16 protein-coding genes are annotated in these 20,306 nt (G+C 60.8%); 11 read left to right on the top strand and 5 right to left on the bottom strand.

All coding sequences use genetic code 11. From position 1 onward, the window contains the following. Nucleotides 1-45: 45 nt before the first annotated feature. From ACIQV9_RS08250 to ACIQV9_RS08235, 4 genes are all read left to right on the top strand, one after another. Nucleotides 46-1,203: an acyltransferase family protein gene (locus ACIQV9_RS08250; RefSeq protein ID WP_403099983.1), complete on the top strand. Its 1,158-nt coding sequence runs from the start codon at nt 46-48 to the stop codon at nt 1,201-1,203. Continuing rightward, nucleotides 1,197-2,024: a class I SAM-dependent methyltransferase gene (locus ACIQV9_RS08245; RefSeq protein WP_403099981.1), complete on the top strand. Its 828-nt coding sequence runs from the start codon at nt 1,197-1,199 to the stop codon at nt 2,022-2,024. Before ACIQV9_RS08250 ends, ACIQV9_RS08245 begins: the two co-directional genes overlap by 7 nt. 180 nt (nt 2,025-2,204) lie before the next feature. Then, nucleotides 2,205-3,401: a DUF3142 domain-containing protein gene (locus ACIQV9_RS08240; RefSeq protein WP_403099980.1), complete on the top strand. Its 1,197-nt coding sequence runs from the start codon at nt 2,205-2,207 to the stop codon at nt 3,399-3,401. Next, the gene (locus tag ACIQV9_RS08235; protein ID WP_403099978.1) at nt 3,388-5,508 is read left to right on the top strand and encodes a hypothetical protein; all 2,121 of its coding nucleotides are present in this window, start codon (nt 3,388-3,390) and stop codon (nt 5,506-5,508) included. Before ACIQV9_RS08240 ends, ACIQV9_RS08235 begins: the two co-directional genes overlap by 14 nt. Here ACIQV9_RS08235 and ACIQV9_RS08230 read toward each other — a convergent pair whose 3' ends face one another. Then, on the bottom strand, nt 5,509-6,138 hold the full coding sequence (locus tag ACIQV9_RS08230) for a LysE family translocator (protein WP_403099977.1): 630 nt from the start codon (nt 6,136-6,138) through the stop codon (nt 5,509-5,511). Between the two features lie 145 nt (nt 6,139-6,283). On the opposite strand from ACIQV9_RS08230, the gene ACIQV9_RS08225 reads away from it, so the two are divergent. Then, nucleotides 6,284-6,757, top strand: a complete 474-nt coding sequence (locus tag ACIQV9_RS08225; protein WP_010465412.1) for an Lrp/AsnC family transcriptional regulator — start codon at nt 6,284-6,286, stop codon at nt 6,755-6,757. Between the two features lie 134 nt (nt 6,758-6,891). On the opposite strand, the gene lpdA is transcribed toward ACIQV9_RS08225, so the two are convergent. Next, nucleotides 6,892-8,292, bottom strand: a complete 1,401-nt coding sequence (lpdA, locus tag ACIQV9_RS08220; RefSeq protein WP_403099975.1) for a dihydrolipoyl dehydrogenase — start codon at nt 8,290-8,292, stop codon at nt 6,892-6,894. 217 nt (nt 8,293-8,509) lie between these two features. Between lpdA and hflK (ACIQV9_RS08215) the strand changes: the two genes are divergently transcribed. The 5 genes from hflK (ACIQV9_RS08215) (at nt 8,510) to cfaB (ending at nt 15,863) form a co-directional block, all read left to right on the top strand. Beyond that, nucleotides 8,510-10,468 carry a protease modulator HflK gene (gene hflK / locus ACIQV9_RS08215; RefSeq protein ID WP_403100026.1) on the top strand — a complete coding sequence of 653 codons (1,959 nt, stop codon included), beginning with the start codon at nt 8,510-8,512 and terminating at the stop codon, nt 10,466-10,468. Further along, entirely contained in the window at nt 10,465-11,505 is a 1,041-nt protein-coding gene (gene hflC / locus ACIQV9_RS08210; protein ID WP_403099973.1) for a protease modulator HflC, read from the top strand. The genes hflK (ACIQV9_RS08215) and hflC overlap by 4 nt, the downstream gene beginning before the upstream one ends. Continuing rightward, complete coding sequence (hflK, locus tag ACIQV9_RS08205; RefSeq protein WP_403099971.1) at nt 11,502-12,560, top strand: protease modulator HflK; 1,059 nt, start codon at nt 11,502-11,504, stop codon at nt 12,558-12,560. Before hflC ends, hflK (ACIQV9_RS08205) begins: the two co-directional genes overlap by 4 nt. Further along, nucleotides 12,557-14,467 carry a cation-translocating P-type ATPase gene (locus ACIQV9_RS08200; RefSeq protein WP_403099969.1) on the top strand — a complete coding sequence of 637 codons (1,911 nt, stop codon included), beginning with the start codon at nt 12,557-12,559 and terminating at the stop codon, nt 14,465-14,467. Before hflK (ACIQV9_RS08205) ends, ACIQV9_RS08200 begins: the two co-directional genes overlap by 4 nt. A gap of 214 nt (nt 14,468-14,681) precedes the next feature. Next, nucleotides 14,682-15,863: a C17 cyclopropane fatty acid synthase CfaB gene (gene cfaB / locus ACIQV9_RS08195; RefSeq protein WP_403099967.1), complete on the top strand. Its 1,182-nt coding sequence runs from the start codon at nt 14,682-14,684 to the stop codon at nt 15,861-15,863. Here cfaB and cls read toward each other — a convergent pair. Then, nucleotides 15,860-17,299: a cardiolipin synthase gene (gene cls / locus ACIQV9_RS08190; RefSeq protein ID WP_403099966.1), complete on the bottom strand. Its 1,440-nt coding sequence runs from the start codon at nt 17,297-17,299 to the stop codon at nt 15,860-15,862. The two genes, cfaB and cls, sit on opposite strands and share 4 nt — an antisense overlap. 131 nt (nt 17,300-17,430) lie before the next feature. Between cls and ACIQV9_RS08185 the strand changes: the two genes are divergently transcribed. Then, on the top strand, nt 17,431-17,952 hold the full coding sequence (locus ACIQV9_RS08185) for a DUF3617 domain-containing protein (RefSeq protein ID WP_403099964.1): 522 nt from the start codon (nt 17,431-17,433) through the stop codon (nt 17,950-17,952). A 79-nt stretch (nt 17,953-18,031) separates the two neighbouring features. On the opposite strand, the gene ACIQV9_RS08180 is transcribed toward ACIQV9_RS08185, so the two are convergent. Both ACIQV9_RS08180 and ACIQV9_RS08175 read right to left on the bottom strand, forming a co-directional pair. Continuing rightward, nucleotides 18,032-18,937 carry a His/Gly/Thr/Pro-type tRNA ligase C-terminal domain-containing protein gene (locus tag ACIQV9_RS08180; RefSeq protein ID WP_403099962.1) on the bottom strand — a complete coding sequence of 302 codons (906 nt, stop codon included), beginning with the start codon at nt 18,935-18,937 and terminating at the stop codon, nt 18,032-18,034. 30 nt (nt 18,938-18,967) lie between these two features. After that, entirely contained in the window at nt 18,968-20,305 is a 1,338-nt protein-coding gene (locus tag ACIQV9_RS08175; RefSeq protein WP_403099960.1) for a dihydroorotase, read from the bottom strand. Between the last annotated feature and the right edge of the window lies 1 nt (nt 20,306).

Genomic DNA, 20,306 nt, shown 5'->3' with positions numbered 1-20,306 from the left:
AGCGTTGAATGAGATGGATAACGCAGCAGCGTCCAGGAGGACGACATGACTAACGACAGACGAATCATGGACATCGAGTTGTTGCGCGGCATTGCGGTGCTCGGCGTGTTGTTCCATCACCTGCAAGACAGCCTGTTTGCAGCCCAGGTGCCGCTGTTGCAAGCCATCACCGCGTGGGGGCAGCCGTGGTGGGGCGTGGATCTGTTTTTCGCCATCTCCGGGTTTGTCATCGCACGCAGCCTGATCCCGGCGTTGCAAGGTTGCAGCACGCGCCAGGAATACTGGCAGCAGACGCGCAACTTCTGGCTGCGCCGGGCCTTTCGCTTGCTGCCGTCGGCGTGGTTGTGGCTGGCGCTGATGTTGCTGGGCTGCATTTTCCTCAATCGCTCCGGGGCGTTCGGCACGCTGCATGCCAACCTGCAAGCGACCCTGGCCGGGATCGCGCAGTACGCCAATTTCCGCTTCGCCGACAGTTTCTATAACTATGAGTACGGCACCAGTTTCGTGTACTGGAGCCTGTCGCTGGAGGAGCAGTTTTACCTGCTGTTTCCGCTGTTGATTCTGATCTGTCGCAAGCACTTGGTCTGGGCCTTGCTGGCGTTGGTCGCGGTGCAGTTGTTCACGTTGCGCACACCGATCCTGATGGTGGTTCGCACCGACGCGCTGGCACTCGGTATCTTGTTGGCGATGTGGAGCGTGCAACCCTCGTACCTGCGCTGGGAGCCGACGTTCCTGCGCCGTCCATGGGCCGGTGCGACGGCGCTGGTCGTGCTGTCGCTGGTGCTCAGTTTCATGGCGACGGATCGCTTCACGTTTACCAACTACCGCATCGGCACGATTGCCGTGTTGTGCGCGGTGCTGGTCTGGATCGCTTCCTACAATCGCGACTACCTGCTGCCACGGGGCATGTTCAAGAATCTGATGACGTGGGTCGGCAGTCGCTCCTACGGGATCTACCTGATCCACATACCGGCTTATTTGCTGGTGCGCGAATTCACTTTCCGCTTGCAGGGTGCCGGTCTGCCCAATCCGGCGGGACATCCGATCCTGACGCTGATGATGGCTGGCGGGTTGATCGCCTTGTTGAGCGAACTCAACTACCGCTTCATCGAAATGCCCATGCGTAACCGCGGTGCCTCGCTGGTCAAACGCCTGGGCACGTCCCGAACAGCCGCCCAAACCTCTGGAGCTACCTCATGCTGAGCCTTTTGAAGAAACTCACGGCGGGTACGCCCGCTCCCGCGGCGCCTGTGGCGGACAAGGTCGAGAAGGTCGATCCATACATGCTCGGCCTGCACGACGCGATGCTCAGCGGCTGGTTCAATCAGCAAACCGGTGAGCTGTTCACCGGGTTCCCGGTGACCGCCGAGGACACGCTGCTGGACGTCGGCTGCGGTGATGGCGGCAACGTGCATTTCTGCGGCATGCGCGGGGCGAAGATCATCATCGCCGACATCGATGCGGCCAAGGTCGAAGCCACCCGTCAACGCCTGGGCGACACGCCGGCGCGCGAGGTCGAATGCCACGTCACCGACTGCAATCCGCTGCCGATTGCCGATGCGACGGCCACCCGCGTGGTGTCCACCGAAGTCATTGAACATGTGGACGACCCGGCGCAGTTCCTTGCTGAACTGGTGCGGGTTGGCAAACCGGGCGCGTTGTATTTGCTCAGCGTCCCGCACCCAAGCTCGGAAGACCTGCAAAAAGACATTGCCGCGCCCGAGTATTTCCAGAAGCCCAACCACATTCGCATCATCAGCGAAGAGCAGTTCAAGGCGATGGTCAGCGACGCCGGCCTGGAAGTGCTCAGCCACAGCCAGTACGGTTTTTACTGGTCGATGTGGATGCTGTTGTTCTGGGAAGCCAAGGTCGATTTCAGCAATCCCGACCACCCGTTGCTCAATCACTGGGCCGATACGTGGCAGGCCATCCTCGCGTCGCCCCGTGGTGCGCAGATCAAGCAGGCGCTGGACGCGGTCGTGGCGAAAAGTCAGGTGATCATTGCCCGCAAACCATTGGTGTAGGCACTCTCTGTAGCAGCTGTCTTGTGGCGAGGGGCTTGCCCCCGTTGGGCTGCGAAGCGGCCCCCTGCATTCTTTCAGAAACACAGAGTTTTCAGGACTGACGACTGCTTCGCAGCCGAACGGGGGCAAGCCCCTCGCCACAACGCGCTGCTCGTCAGCTGCTACTTAGAAAGGGGATTCATGGGTTTTTTTGTTCGACTGGCGGCGTTGCTTGCGGCTTTGGTGCTGCTCAACGGTTGCGAGCAACACGACGCGCCACCGCTCGATCAGCAACTCTACGTCTGGCAACGGCAATGGACGTCGGCCCATGACGCCGCCCTGCAAGACAGTCGCGCGGACTTCTCGACTTTGCGGGTGCTGGCCTTGCAGGCGTTTCCTCAGGCGGGCTGGAGCCGGGCGCGAATAGATCCGGCGCTGCTCAAGCGCGATGGCCGACCGCTGATTGCGGTGATTCGCCTCGATGGCCAGCTCAAGGCGCTGGATCAGGACGACGTCACGGCGCACATCCAGCAAGTGCTCAGCGATTGGCAAGGGCAGGGGCTAACGCTCTCCGGCGTGGAAATCGACCACGACGCCGGTAGCGCCCGGCTACCGGCTTACCGCGAATTTCTCACGCACCTGCGCGCGGCTTTACCCGCCGCTTTGCCGTTAAGCATCACCGCGTTACCAGCCTGGATCGACAGCCCTGAATTGCCCGCGCTCTTGGCGACCGTCGACAGCAGCGTGTTGCAGGTGCACGCCGTGAGCGATCCGCGTCGCGGCTTGTTTGACCCCGATCAAGCCAGGCAATGGGCCAAGGCCTGGGGCCGCATCACCTCGAAACCCTTTTACCTGGCGCTGCCCGCTTATGGCGTGGCCCTGTTGCCGGGCACCAGCGGTGCGCCAGTCGTGGAAAGCGAAGTGCCCATCGAGCGCACCGGTAAACGTCAGGAATTGCTGGCGGACCCCTTGCAACTGAGCACTCTCGCCGCCGAACTGCGCGCCGATCCACCGGTGCATCTTGCCGGCCTGATCTGGTTTCGCCTGCCGCTGGCCGGTGATCGCCGGGCCTGGAGCCTGAACACGCTGAGGGCCGTGGTTCGCGGAGATTCCCTCGACAGTCGCTTGAGTTTGAAACTCATCGCGCAAGACGACCTCTATGACATCAGCGTCAGCAATCAAGGCAATCTCGACAACGCCTGGCCCGAACGCGTGACGCTGGCGGTTCGCGGCTGCGATGGCGCCGACGCGCTGGCCGGTTATGCATTGCAACAAAGCCCGGATCTGCTTACCTTCACCCGCTTGCGCGACGGCCGGATACCGGCCGGCGAGCAGCGCGCCATCGGTTGGGCACGCTGCGCATACATTGATCAAGGAGGTTCGAATGTTCACCCGTAACTGGCCCCGCCATTTGCTTTGCCTGGGCCTCAGCCTGCCGCTGGGTTCGGCGCTGGCCTGCGGGCCGGACTTCCCGATGCGCCTGCTGGACAACCGCGCCCAGTCACTGGCGGAGCTGCCGGAAGGCAACTTTCAGTTCGAGATCAACCGCCTCGGGCATATGATCGCAGGGCTCAAGAACGTTGAGACGTCCTCTTACAGCCTGGAGGCGACCGACTACGCAGAGCAGCGGGACAAGGCCGAGCAGGCCGGTTTGACGGTGGAGCAGCAAGCGCTGGTCAAACAATTGCGCGCGCTGACCGATGCCCATCAAGTCGACACCCAGGGCGCGAGCCTGCCGGCGGAGCTTCGGTTCTATCTGGCGGGTGCGGTGGCGTTCAACGCCGGTGATCACGCGCTGGCCGCCGAATACTTCCAGAAAGTGCTGGCGCTGCCAGCGGATCAACGCGCATTGCGCAGCACCTGGGCGGCTTATTCGCTGGGTCGGACGCTGTTTGCCATGAGCGCCGAAGCGGACGCAGCGCCCGACCTGTTGGCGCAGGCGCGAAAAGCTTTCGAGCAGGCCCTACAGCTGAGCGTCGAGGGCTTCAACGACCCGCTGGAACTCGGTGTCGCCAGCCTCGGCGAACAAGCCCGCGTGGCGCGCACCGCTGGCGACTGGAACAACGCCATCAACCTGTACGCGGCGCAAAATCGTCACGGCTCGGCGGTGGGATACACCTCGCTGAAGCTGTTGATGGCGGATCTGCTGGCGATGCCTGAAGCTCAGTTGACCGAGTTGCTCAAGGGCAAACCGGTGCAGCAACTGGTGACCGCATCGCTGATCAGTCGCCTGGGCTGGTCTTTCGGTGAGCAACCGCCGAACGAACTGAAACTGATCAAACTCCTGCAAAGCAGCACGCGCGGCAGTCTGGACAACGCTGACCGACTGGCGGCGATGAATTATCAACAGGGCGATTACGCCAGCGCCAAAGCGTTCCTTGAACATGCCGGGGACGGCGGTCTGGTGTGGTGGCTGCGGGCGAAATTGGCTCTGCGTGACGGCGACAAAAACGCAGCGGCTGCGGCGTACGCCAAGGCAGCCCAGGCCTTCCCGCAGAACGAGTCGTGGGGTGAGCGACGCACGCCTGACTACGATTTCGAAAGCCTGCAGCCCAAGTGCCGGGTTGAGGGTGAAAGCGCGATCCTGGCGCTGCAACGCGGGGATTACCTGCAAGCGTTCGATCAGCTTTATCGCAGCCAAAGTATCTATTGGTTCGATGCCGCGACCGTTGCCGAGCGGGTGCTAACCGTCGATGAACTCAAGCATTACGTCGACACCCAAGTGCCGGCACCGCCAGCGCTGAGCCAGCAGGATCGTGACAACTACGTGCCGTTGCCGGTGGCGGCGCAACTGCGCAATCTGCTCGGGCGTCGGTTGCTGCGCGAAGGACGTTATGACGAAGCGACGGGGTACTTCGACAATGCCGAATTGCAGGCCAAGGCCAAGTGGTACGGTCAATTGCGCAACGATGCGGAATCGAAATGGTGGCCGACCCAACGGGCATTCGCTTACTACCATGCCGCGACACTGGCCCGTTACGATGGAATTGCATTGCTGGGTTACGAGATGGCCCCCGATTTCGCGACGTTTGGCGGTAACTACAGCCTCGAAAGCAATGAACTCAATGTCGGTCCTTTGGTGGCCGAAGGTGAAGTCCAGCGCCAGCAAGCCAGCGTCGCGAAGCCCGATCAGCGCTACCACTATCGTTACGTCGCCACCGCATTGGCCAGTCGTGCCGCCGATAACTTACCTCATACCAGTCAGGCCTTTGTCGCTGTTTTATGTGCGGCAGCGGGGTGGAACACCAGTCTTGAAGAAGAAAGCGCCTTCTATCAACGCTATGTGAAAGAAGGGGCGTACGTGTATTGGGCGGTGAACTTTGGTCACCAATGTCCCTATCCGGATTTTCAGAATGCGGACAAGCGTTATGTCACCCAAGTGGTGGACCCTGTCCGCTCCGCATTGCGACCCTACAAAAAATGGCTGCAAGTGGGCGCAGTGGTAGTTGTAACGGCGGTAGCCCTGGTGCTGATCAATCGTCGCAAGCGCAAAGCACGCGCTTAATCACGCCTGTTGAACAAAGGTCAGCCGCACCGCGAAGCCGATCAACAGGCTGCCGAACAACCACTGTTGCAGGCGCTGGGCCGAGGGACTGCGTTGCAGCCAGCGACCCAGTGCGGCGCCGGTCAAGGCGTAGGCGCTGTCGAACAGCAAACCGACGCCGACCAGCAGCATGCCCAATACCGCAAATTGCGCGAGCACCGGGCCGGCGTGAGGGTTGATGAACTGCGGCAGCAGCACCGAGCAGAACAGCAACGCCTTGGGGTTGAGCAGGTTGGTCAGCAAACCGCGCTGGATGGATTCGCGCCAGCACGATTTTTCGGCGGTTGCATCTGAGCCATTCAGGTTCGGCAACATCGTGGTTCGCAGGCACTGAATGCCGATCCACAGCAGGTACGCGGCCCCCGCCAGACGCACCACGTCGAAGGTCCACGGCGCAGCCTTGAACAGCGCCGCCAGCCCCAGCGCGGCCAACGCCACGTGGCAGCCGCGAGCAATGCCCAGACCCACCGCCGTCGCCAATGCCGCGCCTTTGCCCTGACGGGCACCGGTTTGCAGCAGCAGAATCATGTCCGGGCCGGGCAATAAATACACCACCGCCAATGCCATGAAAAACAGCCAGAGTCCTTCCACGTTGCACCCCATTCGTTGTCGATTCGGTACTGCCAGTCTAGGGCTCAAGGGAGGGGCAGGTGCTTGCGTAGTCAGCTTCTAAAGGATCAATAATTGGCATAACCTGCCACTTCATGACGATCAAACCATCAGGATCTGCCAAACCATGAAACTCGACGCCTACGACCGCAAAATTCTCGCAGCCCTGCAACGGGACGGTCGCCTGAGCAACGTGCAATTGGCCGACGAGATCGGTTTGTCCGCTTCGCCGTGTTTGCGCCGGGTGCGGATGCTGGAGGAGGCCGGTGTGATTCGCGGTTATCAGGCCAATCTTGATCGTGACGAAGTGGGGCTTGGGCTGACGGTGTTTGTCGGGGTCAAGGTTGAGCGCCACAACGATGAACAGGCCGAAGCCTTTCGCCTGGCCGTCACGGCATTGCCGGAGGTGATTTCGGCATTCCTGGTGTCAGGGGAATCGGATTTTCTGCTGCAAGTGGTGGTGCCGGATTTGCGCGGGTATGACCGCTTTCTCACGGAGCGACTGCTGAAATTGCCGGGCGTGAGCGACATCCGCAGCAACTTTGCAATACACACGGTGAAGACGCCGGGGGCGTTGCCGTTGGGGCATCTACCGCTCTAGACCGATCAGGATCGTTCCCACGCTCTGCTTGGGAATGCCTCCGCGGACGCTCTGCGTTCGGCTTTGGATGTGACGCGCAGCGTCACGGGCTGCATTCCCACGCGGAGCGTGGGAACGATCATCACTCTCCAGGCTTACATCTGCGTCGCCATCCCCTCCACATTCATCGCCGCCTGACGCAACGCCTCGGACCGCGTCGGGTGCGGATGGCACGTTAACGCAATGTCCTCAGCCGAAGCGCTGAACTCCATTGCCACACAATATTCACCAATCATTTCACTGACACTCGGCCCGACAAGGTGCACGCCGAGAACTTCGTCGGTGCGCTCATCAGCCAGCACTTTGGCGAAGCCTTCGGTCTCGTGGTTGATCTTCGCCCGGCTGTTGGCGGTGAAAGGAAATTTACCGACTTTGTACGCGCGACCTTCCGCCTTGAGCTGCTCTTCAGTCTTGCCGACGCTGGCCAGCTCGGGTTTGGTGTAAATCACGTTGGGAATCAGGTCGTAATTGACCTCGCCCGCCTTGCCGACGATCTGTTCGATGCAGGCCATGGCTTCATCTTCGGCCTTGTGGGCGAGCATCGGCCCGGACGTGACATCGCCGATTACCCACACGCCCGCAGCTTCGGTGCGGTGACCCTTGTTGGCGAGCATGCCGCGCTTGTCGGTGGCGAGGCCGACGTTTTCCAATCCCAGACCTTGGGTATAGGGGCGGCGACCGATGGAGACCAGCACGTAATCGGCCTCAATCGTCTCGGCCGTGCCACCAGCAGCGGGTTCGACGCTGAGCTGAACGCCGGTTGCCGATGGCGTTGCGCTGGTGACTTTCGAGCTCAACTTGAAGCTGATGCCCTGTTTGCTCAGCGAGCGCTGCAGGGTTTTGCCCGCCTCGCCGTCCACGCCGGGGCAGATCCGTTCGAGAAATTCGACCACCGTCACCTGAGCGCCCAGGCGCCGCCACACCGAGCCCAGTTCCAGGCCGATGACGCCGGCACCGATCACCACCAAGTGTTTCGGCACTTCGGCCAGCGACAACGCTCCTGTGGAATCGAGGATGCGTTTGTTATCGATCTCGACACCGGGCAGGGGAGTGGGCTCGGAGCCGGTGGCGATGATGATGTCCTTGGCACTCAGTTCGGTCTTGCCACCCTGGCTGTCGGTGACCGTCACTTTGCCCGGCCCGTCGATATGGCCCCAGCCTTTGATCCAGTCGACTTTGTTTTTGCGAAACAGAAATTCGATGCCCTTGGTCAGCCCGGTCACGCTTTCATCTTTCTGCTTCATCATCTGGGCGAGGTTGAGGGTGGGTTTGACCTCGATGCCCAGGTTGGCGAATTCCGTGCCCATGGCGGCGTCGTAGAGTTCCGAGGCATGCAAGAGCGCCTTGGAGGGCATGCAGCCGACGTTGAGGCAGGTCCCGCCGAGCGTCGCGCGACCTTCCACGCACGCCGCTTTCAGGCCCAGTTGACCTGCGCGGATCGCTGCGTTGTAACCGCCGGGGCCACCGCCCAGTATCACGACGTCATAAGTGCTCATGGATGTACTCCTGGACTGAAAGGCAAATGGGCTGGGTAAACGTAGTCTTTGATTAAAATTACGGGCGTAATATGTGCGTTTGCAGCTATTTCGGTCAAGGCTTCAACGTAACGACAGGGTAGGCATCTCTGGATAGAGCGATTTAGTACAAAAATTTCACCTATTTCGTTATATCGTAACGAACTACGATGTGGCCAATGATAAGCACTGGGGTGGTATGCAAGTCGATCTCGAAGTCGATGGAACGCAGGTAGCCTCGCTGCCGCGCTTTCAACAGGCGGTCTTTCAAGGGCGGCGATTGCGGCAGTTCGCCATCGGCTTGAGTGCCTTGGCGGCGGTCGGGTTGGTGTTGGCGTGGTTCGTCGGGTTGTTTGCGCCGTTGTCGCTGTGGGCCCCGTTGCTGGTAAGTCAAAGTGCCGGTTTGCTGGTGCTGATTGCCGGTCTGCAATCGGCGTGGTGGGTGACTCTATGGCGCGCACGGGCGATGAACCCGACGCTACCGATTGTGGTCGCGGACGATACCGTTACTCCCGAAGGCTGGTATGAACGATTGCTGGAGCGACTCAGTCAACGCTGGGTGCGCATGCTCGGGCTGATCGGCGCACCGACCCTCTGGCTCGCCGGTTGGGCGCTGTTGACCATCTTTAGCATCAGCCAGTTCTGGAACCTCGCGTTGCCGCCCGCTGCGTTGGGATTGTCGGCGAGCGTCGGCGCGGTGCTGTCGTTGTTGCTGGCCTTCGGTTTGCTGGTGCTTGAGCGTCACCTCGCCCAGGAAAACGTCGCCCAATGGCCAGAAGCGGGGCAGTTGGCGCAGCTGAGCCGGGTCGCGATCATTTGCCTGGTGTTAAGCGCTTTATGTTTGTTGTTCGGTAGCGAAACCTCGGTCTGGCCGGTACGCCTCGCCGTGTTGATCGGCTTGCTGCCGGGGCTGGTCGCGGTCGAGTTGCTGCTGCGCGCCGTGCTGTCGTTGTTCAGTCCTCGCCGTGAACAACTTGAGCCGACGTTGCTGGCACGAAGTTTTGTCGCCGACATGCTGCGCTGGCCGCCACAACCGTTGCTGGCGTTGCAGCACGAACTGCACAACCGCTTCGGCATCGACCTGCGGCAGGTTTGGGCCTTCACCTACATGCGCCGGGCGTTTTTGCCGGTCATGACGGTAGTGGCGATCGTCGGCTGGTCGCTCACCGGCATTCACGAAATCCCACTGCAAGGACGGGGCATCTACGAGCGTTTCGGCAAACCGGTGGAGGTGTTCGGTCCGGGTTTGCACGCCGGTTTACCGTGGCCGTTGGGCCGGGTGCTGAGCGTTGAAAACGGCGTGGTTCACGAGTTGGCCACCAGCGTTGGCGAGACATCGGCGCCGGTTGTTCTGGAACCGGCGGAAGGCCCGGCGCCGGCGATTGCCAATCGCTTGTGGGACGCCAGTCATGTGAACGATAAATCCCAGGTCATCGCCAGCAGCCGTGCCGACAAGCAGAGCTTTCAGATCGTCAACATGGACGTGCGTTTTGTCTATCGCATCGGTCTGACCGATCAAGCGGCGTTGGCCGCGACCTACAACAGCGCCGATGTACCGACGCTGATTCGCAGCACCGCCAGCCGGATTCTGGTTCACGACTTTGCCTCGCGAACCCTCGATGGTTTGCTCGGCGAAGACAGGGTAGGGCTGGCCGAAGAGATTGGCCGCGCCGTGCAATCTGATTTGCAGAAACTCGACAGCGGCGTGGAAATTCTCGCCACGGTGGTGGAGGCGATCCATCCGCCGGCCGGTGCGGCGAATGCCTATCACGGAGTTCAGGCGGCGCAGATTGGTGCCCAGGCGTTGATCTCACGTGAACGCGGGGCGGCAGCGGAAGCGACCAATCAGGCGCAGTTGCAGGCCAGCATCGCCCGCGATCAGGCGACGGCCAGTGCGCATGAAATCAATTCCACCGCGCAGGCGGCTGATCTGAAATTCACCGCCGAACAAAAAGCGTATGCCAGCGCTGGCCAGGCGTTCGTGCTGGAGCAGTATTTCAGCCAACTGACCCAAGGGCTGGCCAACGCCAAATTGCTGGTGCTCGATCATCGTCTGGGCGGCAGCAGCAATGCGCCGACTATCGACCTACGTACCTTCACGCTGCCGGCCGATCCTGCGTCGCCGCGCACCAGCGCTCAGCCAGGAGCTGCCCATTGAGCCAGTCGCACACTCACGATCATGACGAGCACGCCGGCCACGATCACGGCCATGGCGGACATCACCACGGTCACCATCACCATCATCACGGTGAACCACAAGAAGCCGGTCCATTCCCGTGGCGGCGCATGGGTTGGGCGGCGTTGCTCGTGGCATTCGCCATCGCGGCGGCGAGTCTGGTGCAAGTTCGTTCGGGGGAGGCCACGGTGATCACGCGCTTCGGCAATCCGTCGCGGGTGCTGCTGGAGCCGGGCCTTGGCTGGCGCTGGCCGGCACCCTTTGAAGCGGCCATTCCTGTCGACTTGCGGCTGCGCACCACCTCCAGCGGTTTGCAGGATGTGGGCACGCGCGATGGTTTGCGCATCATTGTTCAGGCCTACGTGGCGTGGCAGGTACAGGGTGACCCGGACAGCGTGCAGCGCTTTATGCGCGCCGTGCAGAATCAGCCGGACGAAGCGGCGCGGCAGATTCGCACGTTTGTGGGGTCTGCACTGGAAACCACCGCGAGCAGTTTCGATCTGGCTAATCTGGTGAACACCGATGCCAATCAGGTGCACATTGCCGATTTCGAAGCGCAGCTGCGTAAACAGATCGATCAGCAGTTGTTGACCACGTATGGCGTCCGAGTGCTGCAAGTGGGCATCGAGCGTTTGACCCTGCCGTCGGTGACGCTCACCGCCACCGTCGATCGCATGCGCGCCGAGCGTGAAACAATTGCCACCGAACGCACCGCCATCGGCAAGCGAGAAGCCGCGCAAATCCGATCCGCTGCCGAGCGTGATGCGCGAATCGTACAGGCCGATGCGACGGTCAAAGCGGCTGATATCGAAGCTCAATCCCGCGTCGAAGCTGCACAGATTTACGGCCGTGCCTACGCCGGTTCACCGCAGCTTTATAACTTGCTGCGTTCCCTCGATACCTTGGGCACGATCGTCACCCCGGGCACCAAACTGATATTGCGCACCGATGCCGCACCTTTCCGGGTGTTGGTTGACGGTCCGCCGACCCTCGAAAACAAGTCCGGGTCGCAGCCATGAATTTAGTTCCACGTGGAACACATGAGTTAAGTAGCCCCTGGATTCAGGCCGGGCGACTGGCTTTTTTGGCCTTGTACGGCGTGACAATTCTCGCCGCGTTAGCCTGGGCATTCTCCAACGTGAGGCAGATTGATCCGCAGAATCGCGCGGTGGTCCTGCACTTCGGCGCGCTGGATCGCATTCAGAATGCCGGCTTGTTGTTGGCCTGGCCGCGCCCCTTTGAACAAGTGATCTTGTTGCCGGCAGCTGATCGGGTGATCGAGCGTCGGGTGGAGAATCTGCTTCGCAGCGATGCCGCCTTACAGGCAGACCGGCTGGCGTCTTTCGCGACACCGCTGAGCGATGCGCTCGCTGGCTCGGGTTATTTGCTGACCGGTGATGCAGGCGTGGTGCAACTGGATGTGCGGGTGTTCTACAAAGTCACCGAACCCTACGCCTTCGTGCTTCAAGGTGAACATGTGCTGCCAGCACTCGATCGGCTGGTCACTCGCAGTGCCGTTGCACTCACCGCCGCGCGAGACCTGGACACCATTCTTGTGGCGCGACCGGAGCTGATCGGCAGCGACAACCAGGCGGCCGAACGTCGCGAACGTCTGCGCGGTGATTTGGTACAGGGCATCAATCAACGACTGGCCGAACTGACCGCGACGGGGCAGGGATTGGGTATCGAAGTGGCGCGAGTCGATGTGCAATCGAGTCTGCCCGGCCCCGCAGTGAATGCGTTCAATGCGGTGCTGACCGCCAGCCAGCAAGCGGACAAAGCCGTCGCCAATGCACGCACCGAGGCCGAGAAACTGACCCAGACCGCCAATGAACAAGGCGACCGAACGCTGCAAGTCGCTCACGCTCAAGCGAGTGAACGGCTGGCCAAAGCTTCGGCTGATACGGCCACGGTGTTGAGCCTGGCCCAGGCGCAACAACAGGGCACTGACCCGCAAATGTTGCTGCGTATTTACCGTGAACGGCTGCCGAAGATTCTCGGCCAGGCCGGCTCGGTGACGACGGTCAACCCGAAAGACGATTCCCGCCTGATCATTCAGGGAGCAGCGCAATGACCACCTCAACCGCCGCGGCACCGAGCCTGTTGTCCTCGGCTGAACAACGCAGCGCTGCACGCCAATTGACCCTGGCCATGCTTGCCCTTGGCTTGCTCAGCCTCGGTTTGATCTGGCGCTGGCTGTCGCCGGAGCAGACGGGCGTCAGTCAATTGCTGTTGGGTTTTGCATCGTTGCTGGTGGCCGTGCCGGTGATGCGTTCAGCGTGGTACAGCCTGCGGTATCCAAGCCTGCACGGGATCACCGATCAGTTGATCGCCCTCGCCATGCTCGGTGCGTGGGCGACGGGTGATTTGCTGACTGCTGCGTTGCTGCCGATCATCATGATCTTCGGCCACGTACTGGAAGAGCGCAGTGTGATCGGTTCCCAGGAAGCGATTCGCGCCCTCGGCAAATTGACCCGCAGTCACGCTCGCAAGGTTCAGGCAAACGGTGCCATCGTCGAAGTCGACAACGGCACACTTAAAACCGGCGACATTGTCGAGGTACGTGCGGGTGACCGGGTGCCGGCCGATGGTCGAGTGTTGTCCGGTCAGGCGAGCCTCGACACGGCATCGATCACCGGCGAGTCGGTGCCGATAGAAGCGGGCGTCGGCATGCAGGTCTTTGGCGGTGCGATCAACCTCGACGGCCTGCTGCGCATCGAAGTGACACGCACCGGCAACGAATCGACCCTCGGTAAAGTCATCGCGCTGATGCAAAGCGCCGAGCGCTCCAAGCCGCCAATCACCCGTTTGCTCGAACGTTACGCCGGTAGTTATATGGTGCTGGTGTTGCTGTTGGCCGCGGTGACCTGGTTTGTCACCAACGATGCCCAGGCGATGCTTGCGGTGCTGGTGGCGGCGTGTCCTTGCGCGTTGGTGTTATCGGCACCGGCAACGGCAATTGCCGGCGTGGCGGTGGCGGCGCGGCACGGGATTCTGATTCGCAGCTCGGCGTTCCTGGAAGAGTTGGCGGACCTGACGTCGCTGGTGGTCGACAAGACCGGAACCCTGACGTTTGGCACCTTGCGCTTGCAGTCCATCGATAGCCCGCTGGAGGATCGCAGCCATGTGCTGAAACTCGCCGCCAGCCTCGGCTCGGCCAGCAGCCATCCGGTGAGCCGTGCGCTCGCCGGGTTGGTCACGCAGGAACATTTTCTGCTGCTGTCAGACATCCGCGAGCGCCAGGGTCTGGGCGTCGTCGCGATGACGGAGCAGGGTGAAGCGGCACTCGGTCGCCCGGAGTTGTTCGCGCAACTGGGCATCGCCACGTCGGCCGTTCCCGAGCACGACGGCCCGATCGCCGGGTTGGCGCTCAACGGTGAATTCCTTGCCTGGCTGTTGCTGGCCGACAGCGTCAAACCTGAGGCGCGTTTTGCCTTGAGCGAATTACGGGAGCTGGGGTTGGGCCGTCAGTTGTTGCTCACTGGCGATCGGCACAGCGTGGCGCACACGCTGGCGCGCGATGTCGGCATCAGCGACGTTGAAGCGCAGGCCTTGCCCGAGGACAAACTCAACCGCGTGCTGACGGAAATCGACAACGGTTTCCGGCCGATGGTGGTAGGGGATGGCATCAACGATTCACTGGCACTCAAGGCCGGCGTCGTGGGGGTGGCCATGGGCGCGGGTGGCGCGGACATCGCTTTGGCATCAGCGGACATTGTGCTGATCGGCAGCGACCTGCGCCGGCTCGGGACTTGTGTCCGGTTGAGTCGCCAATGTCGGCAGACTTTGCAGGTCAACGTGATCATCGGTCTGGGCTGGACCCTGGCGATTGTTGCCTTCGCAGCGTTTGGCTGGCTCGGTGCGGCGGGGGCGATGATTGCGGCGTTGCTGCATAACCTCAGTACGTTGCTGGTGCTCGGTAACGCGGGGCGTCTGCTGCGCTTTCAGGAGCCTTTGCTGAAAATCAAAGACGAGGCTTGAAAGGCTCTAAACCAAAGAGATGAGAGCAAAACCAACTTTTTAGAACTGTGCATCAAGTTTGTAGTCATCTAGGGTGAGGACCATCAGCTTTGTGGACTCACGATGGCTGGTCGAAGCGCTGCGAGTTGTAGAAAACGCTATTAAATCGATAGCCAGCTATTTTTTCAGGATGGTCTACCCTCACATCAGACGTCTGAAACAAGGGGGACTTTCCATGCTCGCGCAACTTCCACCGGCCTTACAGAATCTGCAGTTACCGTTACGCCTGCGACTCTGGGACGGCCATGAATTCAATCTGGGGCCGACGCCCAGCGTCACAATTGTGGTCAAGGACCCACAAATGGTTTCCCAGTTCACTCATCCAAGCCTGGACGCGCTCGGAGCGGCGTTTGTCGAAGGCAAGCTTGAACTCGAAGGCTCCATCAGTGAGGTGATCCGCGTCTGTGATGAGTGGAGCCAGGCATTGCTTGGTGACCAAGACAGTCAACCAGTGCGCACCCTCCACGACAAGGAAACCGACGCGAAGGCGATTTCCTACCACTACGACCTTTCCAACGCGTTTTATCAGCTGTGGCTCGACAGCGACATGGCGTATTCCTGCGCCTATTTCGAGACCGGCAGCGAAACGCTGGAGCAAGCCCAACAAGCAAAATTCCGTCACCTGTGCCGCAAGCTGCGGCTGCAACCAGGCGAATACCTGCTGGATGTCGGGTGTGGTTGGGGCGGGCTGGCCCGCTATGCGGCCCGTGAGTTCGGCGCGAAGGTGTTCGGGATTACCTTGAGCAAAGAGCAACTGGCATTGGCCCGTGAACGGGTTACCGCCGAAGGCCTGGATGATCTGGTCGAGCTACAACTGCTCGACTACCGCGACCTGCCGCAGGACGGGCGCTTCGACAAAGTGGTCAGCGTCGGCATGTTCGAACACGTCGGCCACGCCAATCTGGCCGAGTACTGCAAGACCTTGTTCGGCGCAGTGAAAGAGGGCGGTCTGGTGATGAACCACGGCATTACGGCCAAGCACACTGATGGCCGTCCGGTTGGGCGCGGTGTCGGGCATTTCATCGAGAAGTACGTGTTCCCCAACGGCGAGCTGCCGCACCTGTCGATGATCTCCGCCGAGATCAGCGAAGCGGGGCTGGAGATCGTCGACGTCGAGAGTCTGCGCCTGCACTACGCACGCACCCTGGACCATTGGAGCGAACACCTGGAGGACAATCTGGAAGCGGCTTCCAGACTGGTTCCGGAGCAGGCGCTGCGGATCTGGCGCTTGTACCTGGCTGGATGCGCCTATGCATTCGCCAGAGGCTGGATCAACCTGCACCAGATCCTCGCGGTGAAAGCCCACCCCGATGGCAGCCATGAACTGCCATGGACGCGCGACGATATCTACCTTTAGAGAATCGGTGAAATAAGCCGGGCGATCCGCATGCCGACCTGTTGCAGGCGGCGGGTCTCCCGGCTTTCTTCTTTGGCGATCTCGTGGGCCTGGGCGAAGTCATCATTGAGCATCTGTTCCACCTCGGCGGCAAACGCACTGTCGACGGTCAGCAACATCACTTCGAAATTGAGCCGGAACGAACGGTTGTCCAGATTGGCGCTGCCTATCGCGCTTATTTCACTGTCGATCAACACCACCTTCTGATGCAGGAAACCCGGCGCGTAGCGGAACACTCGCACGCCTGCGCGCACGGCTTCGAAGGCATAGAGGCTTGAGGCCGCGTATACGATTCGGTGGTCCGGTCGTGAGGGCAGCAGCAGCCGCACATCCACGCCTCGAAGAACGGCCAGTCTCAACGCGGCAAACACGGCTTCGTCGGGGATGAAGTAGGGGCTGGTGATCCACACCCGTTCTGTCGCGGCGTGGATGGCTTCGACGAAGAACAACGAACAGGTTTCGTAGGAATCGGCCGGGCCACTGGCGAGTAATTGGCAGAGCACACCGTCGTCCGGATACACGTCCGGCAGGATCAGCGGAGGCAGTGATCGCGCCGCCCAGAACCAGTCTTCGGCAAACGATTCCTGCATGCAGGCCACCACCGGCCCGCATACGCGGACGTGGGTGTCGCGCCAGGGCGCCAGCGGTGGTTTCTCGCCCATGTATTCGTCGCCGACGTTATGCCCGCCGACAAAGCCCAGAATACCGTCGACCACAACGATCTTGCGGTGATTGCGGAAATTGACCTGGAAACGGTTGAGCCAGCCGCTGCGGGTGGCGAAGGCTTTGACCTCGACGCCGGCGTCACGCAACGGCTGCACGTAATTGTGGGGCAGGGAATGGCTGCCAATGCGGTCGTACAGCAAGTGTATCGCCACGCCTTCGGCGGCTTTCTTCAGCAACAAGGTTTGCAGGCGCTGGCCGAGACGGTCGTCGTGGATGATGAAGAATTGAATCAGCACCGCTTCCTTTGCGTTGTCGATGGCTTCGAAAATCGCGTCGAAGGTGGCTTGGCCATTGATCAGCAAGCGCACTTCGTTGTTCGCCAGGCACGGCATGCGCCCCAGTTTCGGCATCGCCCGCAGGGACGCGTAGGCGTTGGAGGCGCGTGCGGTCAGTGCCTCTTCTACCCAAGGCCGCCAGTTGAGCTCGGAGATGGCCTTGCGCATTTCCTCGTTGGCCTGGCGCCGCGCCTTGATGTAGCCATCGAAGGTGCTGCGGCCGAAGACCAGATACGGAATAAGCGTGAGGTAAGGCATGAAGATCAACGACAGGGCCCAGGCGATAGCTCCCTGGGCGGTCCGGACGGTGAGTACGGCGTGGATGGCTGCGATCAGGCCCAGCGTATGAAGCAGTGCAATCATGTAGCCGAAAATGTGCGGTCCAAAGTAATCCATGGGGCAGCCTTGCTCCTGAAGATTCAATGCTTAACAGACCATGTTCCGTGCAGAATGTCGCTATTTAATTGGCCCATGAACTGAAGCCAACGGCTGACGTCTAACGGCCACTACTGATCAGGAGTTACTCGATGAACGTTCGTCTGCTGGGTTTGGCCGTGGCTTTAGGTTTGGCACTTCCTGTGGCCGCTCAGGCGCAGATGCTGCAGCCAGGTTTGTGGGAGTTGACCACCAGCAACATGAAGGTCGATGACCAGAACCTGCCGGACCTACAGCTGATCCTCGGCCAGTTGCAGGGCCAGATGACTCCGGAACAGCGCGCGCAGCTGGAGAAGCAGGGCATTACCATGGGCGGTAAGGGGATTCGGGCGTGCCTGACGCCGGAGCAAGTGAAGTCAGACAATATTCCACTGACGGATCCGCAATCAGGCTGCAAACAGGAAATCACTGACCGCAGCGGCAATCAGTGGAAATTCCGTTTCAGCTGTCCAAAAGCGCAGGGTGCGGGTGTCGCCACCTTCCTCAGTGATCGTGAGTTCACCACCAAGGTCAACGGCACGTTCAACGCGACCGGCATTCAGCAGAAGGGTAGCCTGGATACTCGCGCCGTGTGGCTGGGTCAGGATTGCGGAACGGTCAAGCCGAGGGCTTAAAAGCTTCGCGGGCAAGCCTCGCTCCTACAGGGTCGATGTAGATCCTGTGGGAGCGAGGCTTGCCCGCGAAGAGGCCGGCTCAGACACCCTCAATACCCGTTGACCTCAACCACTCACACACCGCCTCCACAGCCATCCTGCCGAAATCTTCCCCGGTGCGGCTGCGCACACTGACAAACCCACCCGCTTTTTCTTTCTCGCCGATCACCACCAGATACGGCACTTGCTGACTGTGTTCGCGGATCTTGTGGCGGACTTTCTCGTTGCGCAGATCAGCACGAGCGCGCACGCCACTTCGACGCAATGCCTCGGTCACCGACTGTGCGTAATCCGCCTGACGATCGTCCATGCTGACGATGATCACGTGCGGCGGCGCCCGCCAGTCTTCCAGTTCCTGTTGGCACGACCAGCAAGTGCCATAGATCCGCTGTGGCGCCGTGCCGCTGATGTGATCGAGTGCGAATGCCTGCAATACCCGGGTTGCCGGAACATGCGGGCCTACTGACAGACACTCGAAATCTCCAAGGAGGTAGGGCAATGACCTTCCCGAGGGCGTCGATCCGAATGATGGCTTGCGGCGCCGGATCGAATGGTTGGTGGCTGCCAGGGTCCTCATGCGCGCCTCGATGCTGGCAAGGTCGACCAGGTTTAACGGACGCTCAAAAGCAAACTCATAAAAGAAGCCGTCACCCAGCGCCGATCCGGTCTGCAAGTGCGCTTTTGGATACAGTTGTTTGATGGCCACCGCCAGCATCAAGGCGCAGGAGCGTCGCAAGATCTCCAGCCCATCGGGCTCTTGAGGTGTGACGATGTTGACCCGGGCATCGGCCTCGATCATGAATTCACAGTCCACAAGAACACCGTCCACCCGACCGGCCACGGCCGCTTTGGCCAGCCCGGCACCGATGCTTGCGGCGAACTCATACACCGACAACGGTTGGTCGTATTCACGCAATGAACCATCGCTCAGGGTGATGTGAATCATGTCGGTGCTCTCGAGTGCAACAAACGCGCGTTAGCGCATAAACCGTATAGGTAAACCCTGACAGTTGTCATTAAGACGTTGGTCGTGCCAGGCGATTTGCCCCGATACGATCGTGGTGCTGACGCTGTGGCGAAACCGCTGCCGGGAGAAGGGTGTCCAGCCGCATTGCGACAAAATCGGCTGCCTGGAAACGGCAACGCCTTCTGGCTCGGGTTTGATCAGAACGAGGTCGGCCCAGTAGCCTTCGCGCAGATAGCCGCGGTCGGGAATGGCAAACAGATCAGCCACGCGATGACTGGTCTTGGCCACGAGGGTAGTTATCGGCAGAACTTCGTCGATCACCAGTTCCATTAACGCGGGCAGGGCGTGTTGCACCAATGGCAAACCGGACGGGGCCTGGTGGTAGGGCCGTTGTTTTTCCGCCCACGTGTGCGGCGCGTGATCGCTGCCGATGACGTCCAGGCGATTGCTCATTAAGGCTTGGCGCAAGGCATCACGATCAGCCTGGGTCTTGATCGCCGGATTGCACTTGATCAGGTTGCCGAGGCTCGCGTAGTCGCGATCATCGAACAGCAGATGATGCAGGCAGACCTCCGCGGTAATGCGTTTGTGTGTCAGCGGTTTGTCTTCGAACAGCGCCAGTTCGCGAGCGGTGGTCAGGTGCAAAACGTGCAGTCTCGTGCCATGACGTTTAGCGAGGTCCACGGCCATTGAGGAGGAACGAAAGCAGGCTTCGGCGTCGCGAATCTGCGGGTGGACGGCGGCGGGAATGTATTCCCCGAAACGCTCAAGCACCTTCGCGGTATTGGCTTCAATGCTGGGCGTGTGTTCGCAATGGGCCAGCAGAAGGGTTGGCACTTCGGCGAACAATCGTTCAAGCGTCTGCGGATCGTCCACCAGCATGTTGCCCGTCGAGGCGCCCATGAACACTTTCACGCCAGCCACTTCGCAGGGATTGAGCGCCGCGACGGTGTCGAGGTTGTCGTTGCTCACACCAAAATGGAAGCCGTAGTTGGCGACGGAGTTAATCGCCGCTCGGCGCTTTTTGTCAGCGAGTGCCGCGAGGGTCAGGGTTGCCGGGTTTGTGTTGGGCATGTCCATGAAACTGGTGATGCCGCCCGCCACGGCCGCCCGCGATTCGGTGTAAAAGCTACCCTTGTCCGGTGCTCCGGGATCTCGAAAATGCACTTGGTCGTCGATCATTCCAGGCACCAGCCACTGCCCTTGTGCGTCGATTTCGACGTGGGCATTTTCTCCGTGGATACTGCCCGCGATCTTCACGATCCGGCCGTTGCTCACCAGCAGATCGCCATCGAATTCCCGACCTTCGTTCACCAATCTGGCATTGCGAATCAGCACGCTGCTCATG

The organism is Pseudomonas sp. NPDC099000, from assembly GCF_044759925.1.
In the GTDB taxonomy this organism is placed as follows: Bacteria; Pseudomonadota; Gammaproteobacteria; order Pseudomonadales; family Pseudomonadaceae; genus Aquipseudomonas.
The sequence above is the reverse complement of the archived record's forward strand: the minus strand, read 5'-3'. Positions and strand labels throughout refer to the sequence as shown.

What these genes read in the sequence shown, in the direction of transcription:
- ACIQV9_RS08250 (WP_403099983.1), top strand. Translation starts at nt 46, where the DNA reads ATGACTAACGACAGACGAATCATGGACATCGAGTTGTTGCGCGGCATT.
- ACIQV9_RS08245 (WP_403099981.1), top strand. Translation starts at nt 1,197, where the DNA reads ATGCTGAGCCTTTTGAAGAAACTCACGGCGGGTACGCCCGCTCCCGCG.
- ACIQV9_RS08240 (WP_403099980.1), top strand. Translation starts at nt 2,205, where the DNA reads ATGGGTTTTTTTGTTCGACTGGCGGCGTTGCTTGCGGCTTTGGTGCTG.
- ACIQV9_RS08235 (WP_403099978.1), top strand. Translation starts at nt 3,388, where the DNA reads ATGTTCACCCGTAACTGGCCCCGCCATTTGCTTTGCCTGGGCCTCAGC.
- ACIQV9_RS08225 (WP_010465412.1), top strand. Translation starts at nt 6,284, where the DNA reads ATGAAACTCGACGCCTACGACCGCAAAATTCTCGCAGCCCTGCAACGG.
- lpdA (WP_403099975.1), bottom strand. Translation starts at nt 8,292, where the DNA reads ATGAGCACTTATGACGTCGTGATACTGGGCGGTGGCCCCGGCGGTTAC.
- hflK (WP_403100026.1), top strand. Translation starts at nt 8,510, where the DNA reads ATGCAAGTCGATCTCGAAGTCGATGGAACGCAGGTAGCCTCGCTGCCG.
- hflK (WP_403099971.1), top strand. Translation starts at nt 11,502, where the DNA reads ATGAATTTAGTTCCACGTGGAACACATGAGTTAAGTAGCCCCTGGATT.
- ACIQV9_RS08200 (WP_403099969.1), top strand. Translation starts at nt 12,557, where the DNA reads ATGACCACCTCAACCGCCGCGGCACCGAGCCTGTTGTCCTCGGCTGAA.
- cfaB (WP_403099967.1), top strand. Translation starts at nt 14,682, where the DNA reads ATGCTCGCGCAACTTCCACCGGCCTTACAGAATCTGCAGTTACCGTTA.
- cls (WP_403099966.1), bottom strand. Translation starts at nt 17,299, where the DNA reads ATGGATTACTTTGGACCGCACATTTTCGGCTACATGATTGCACTGCTT.
- ACIQV9_RS08185 (WP_403099964.1), top strand. Translation starts at nt 17,431, where the DNA reads ATGAACGTTCGTCTGCTGGGTTTGGCCGTGGCTTTAGGTTTGGCACTT.
- ACIQV9_RS08180 (WP_403099962.1), bottom strand. Translation starts at nt 18,937, where the DNA reads ATGATTCACATCACCCTGAGCGATGGTTCATTGCGTGAATACGACCAA.
- ACIQV9_RS08175 (WP_403099960.1), bottom strand. Translation starts at nt 20,305, where the DNA reads ATGAGCAGCGTGCTGATTCGCAATGCCAGATTGGTGAACGAAGGTCGG.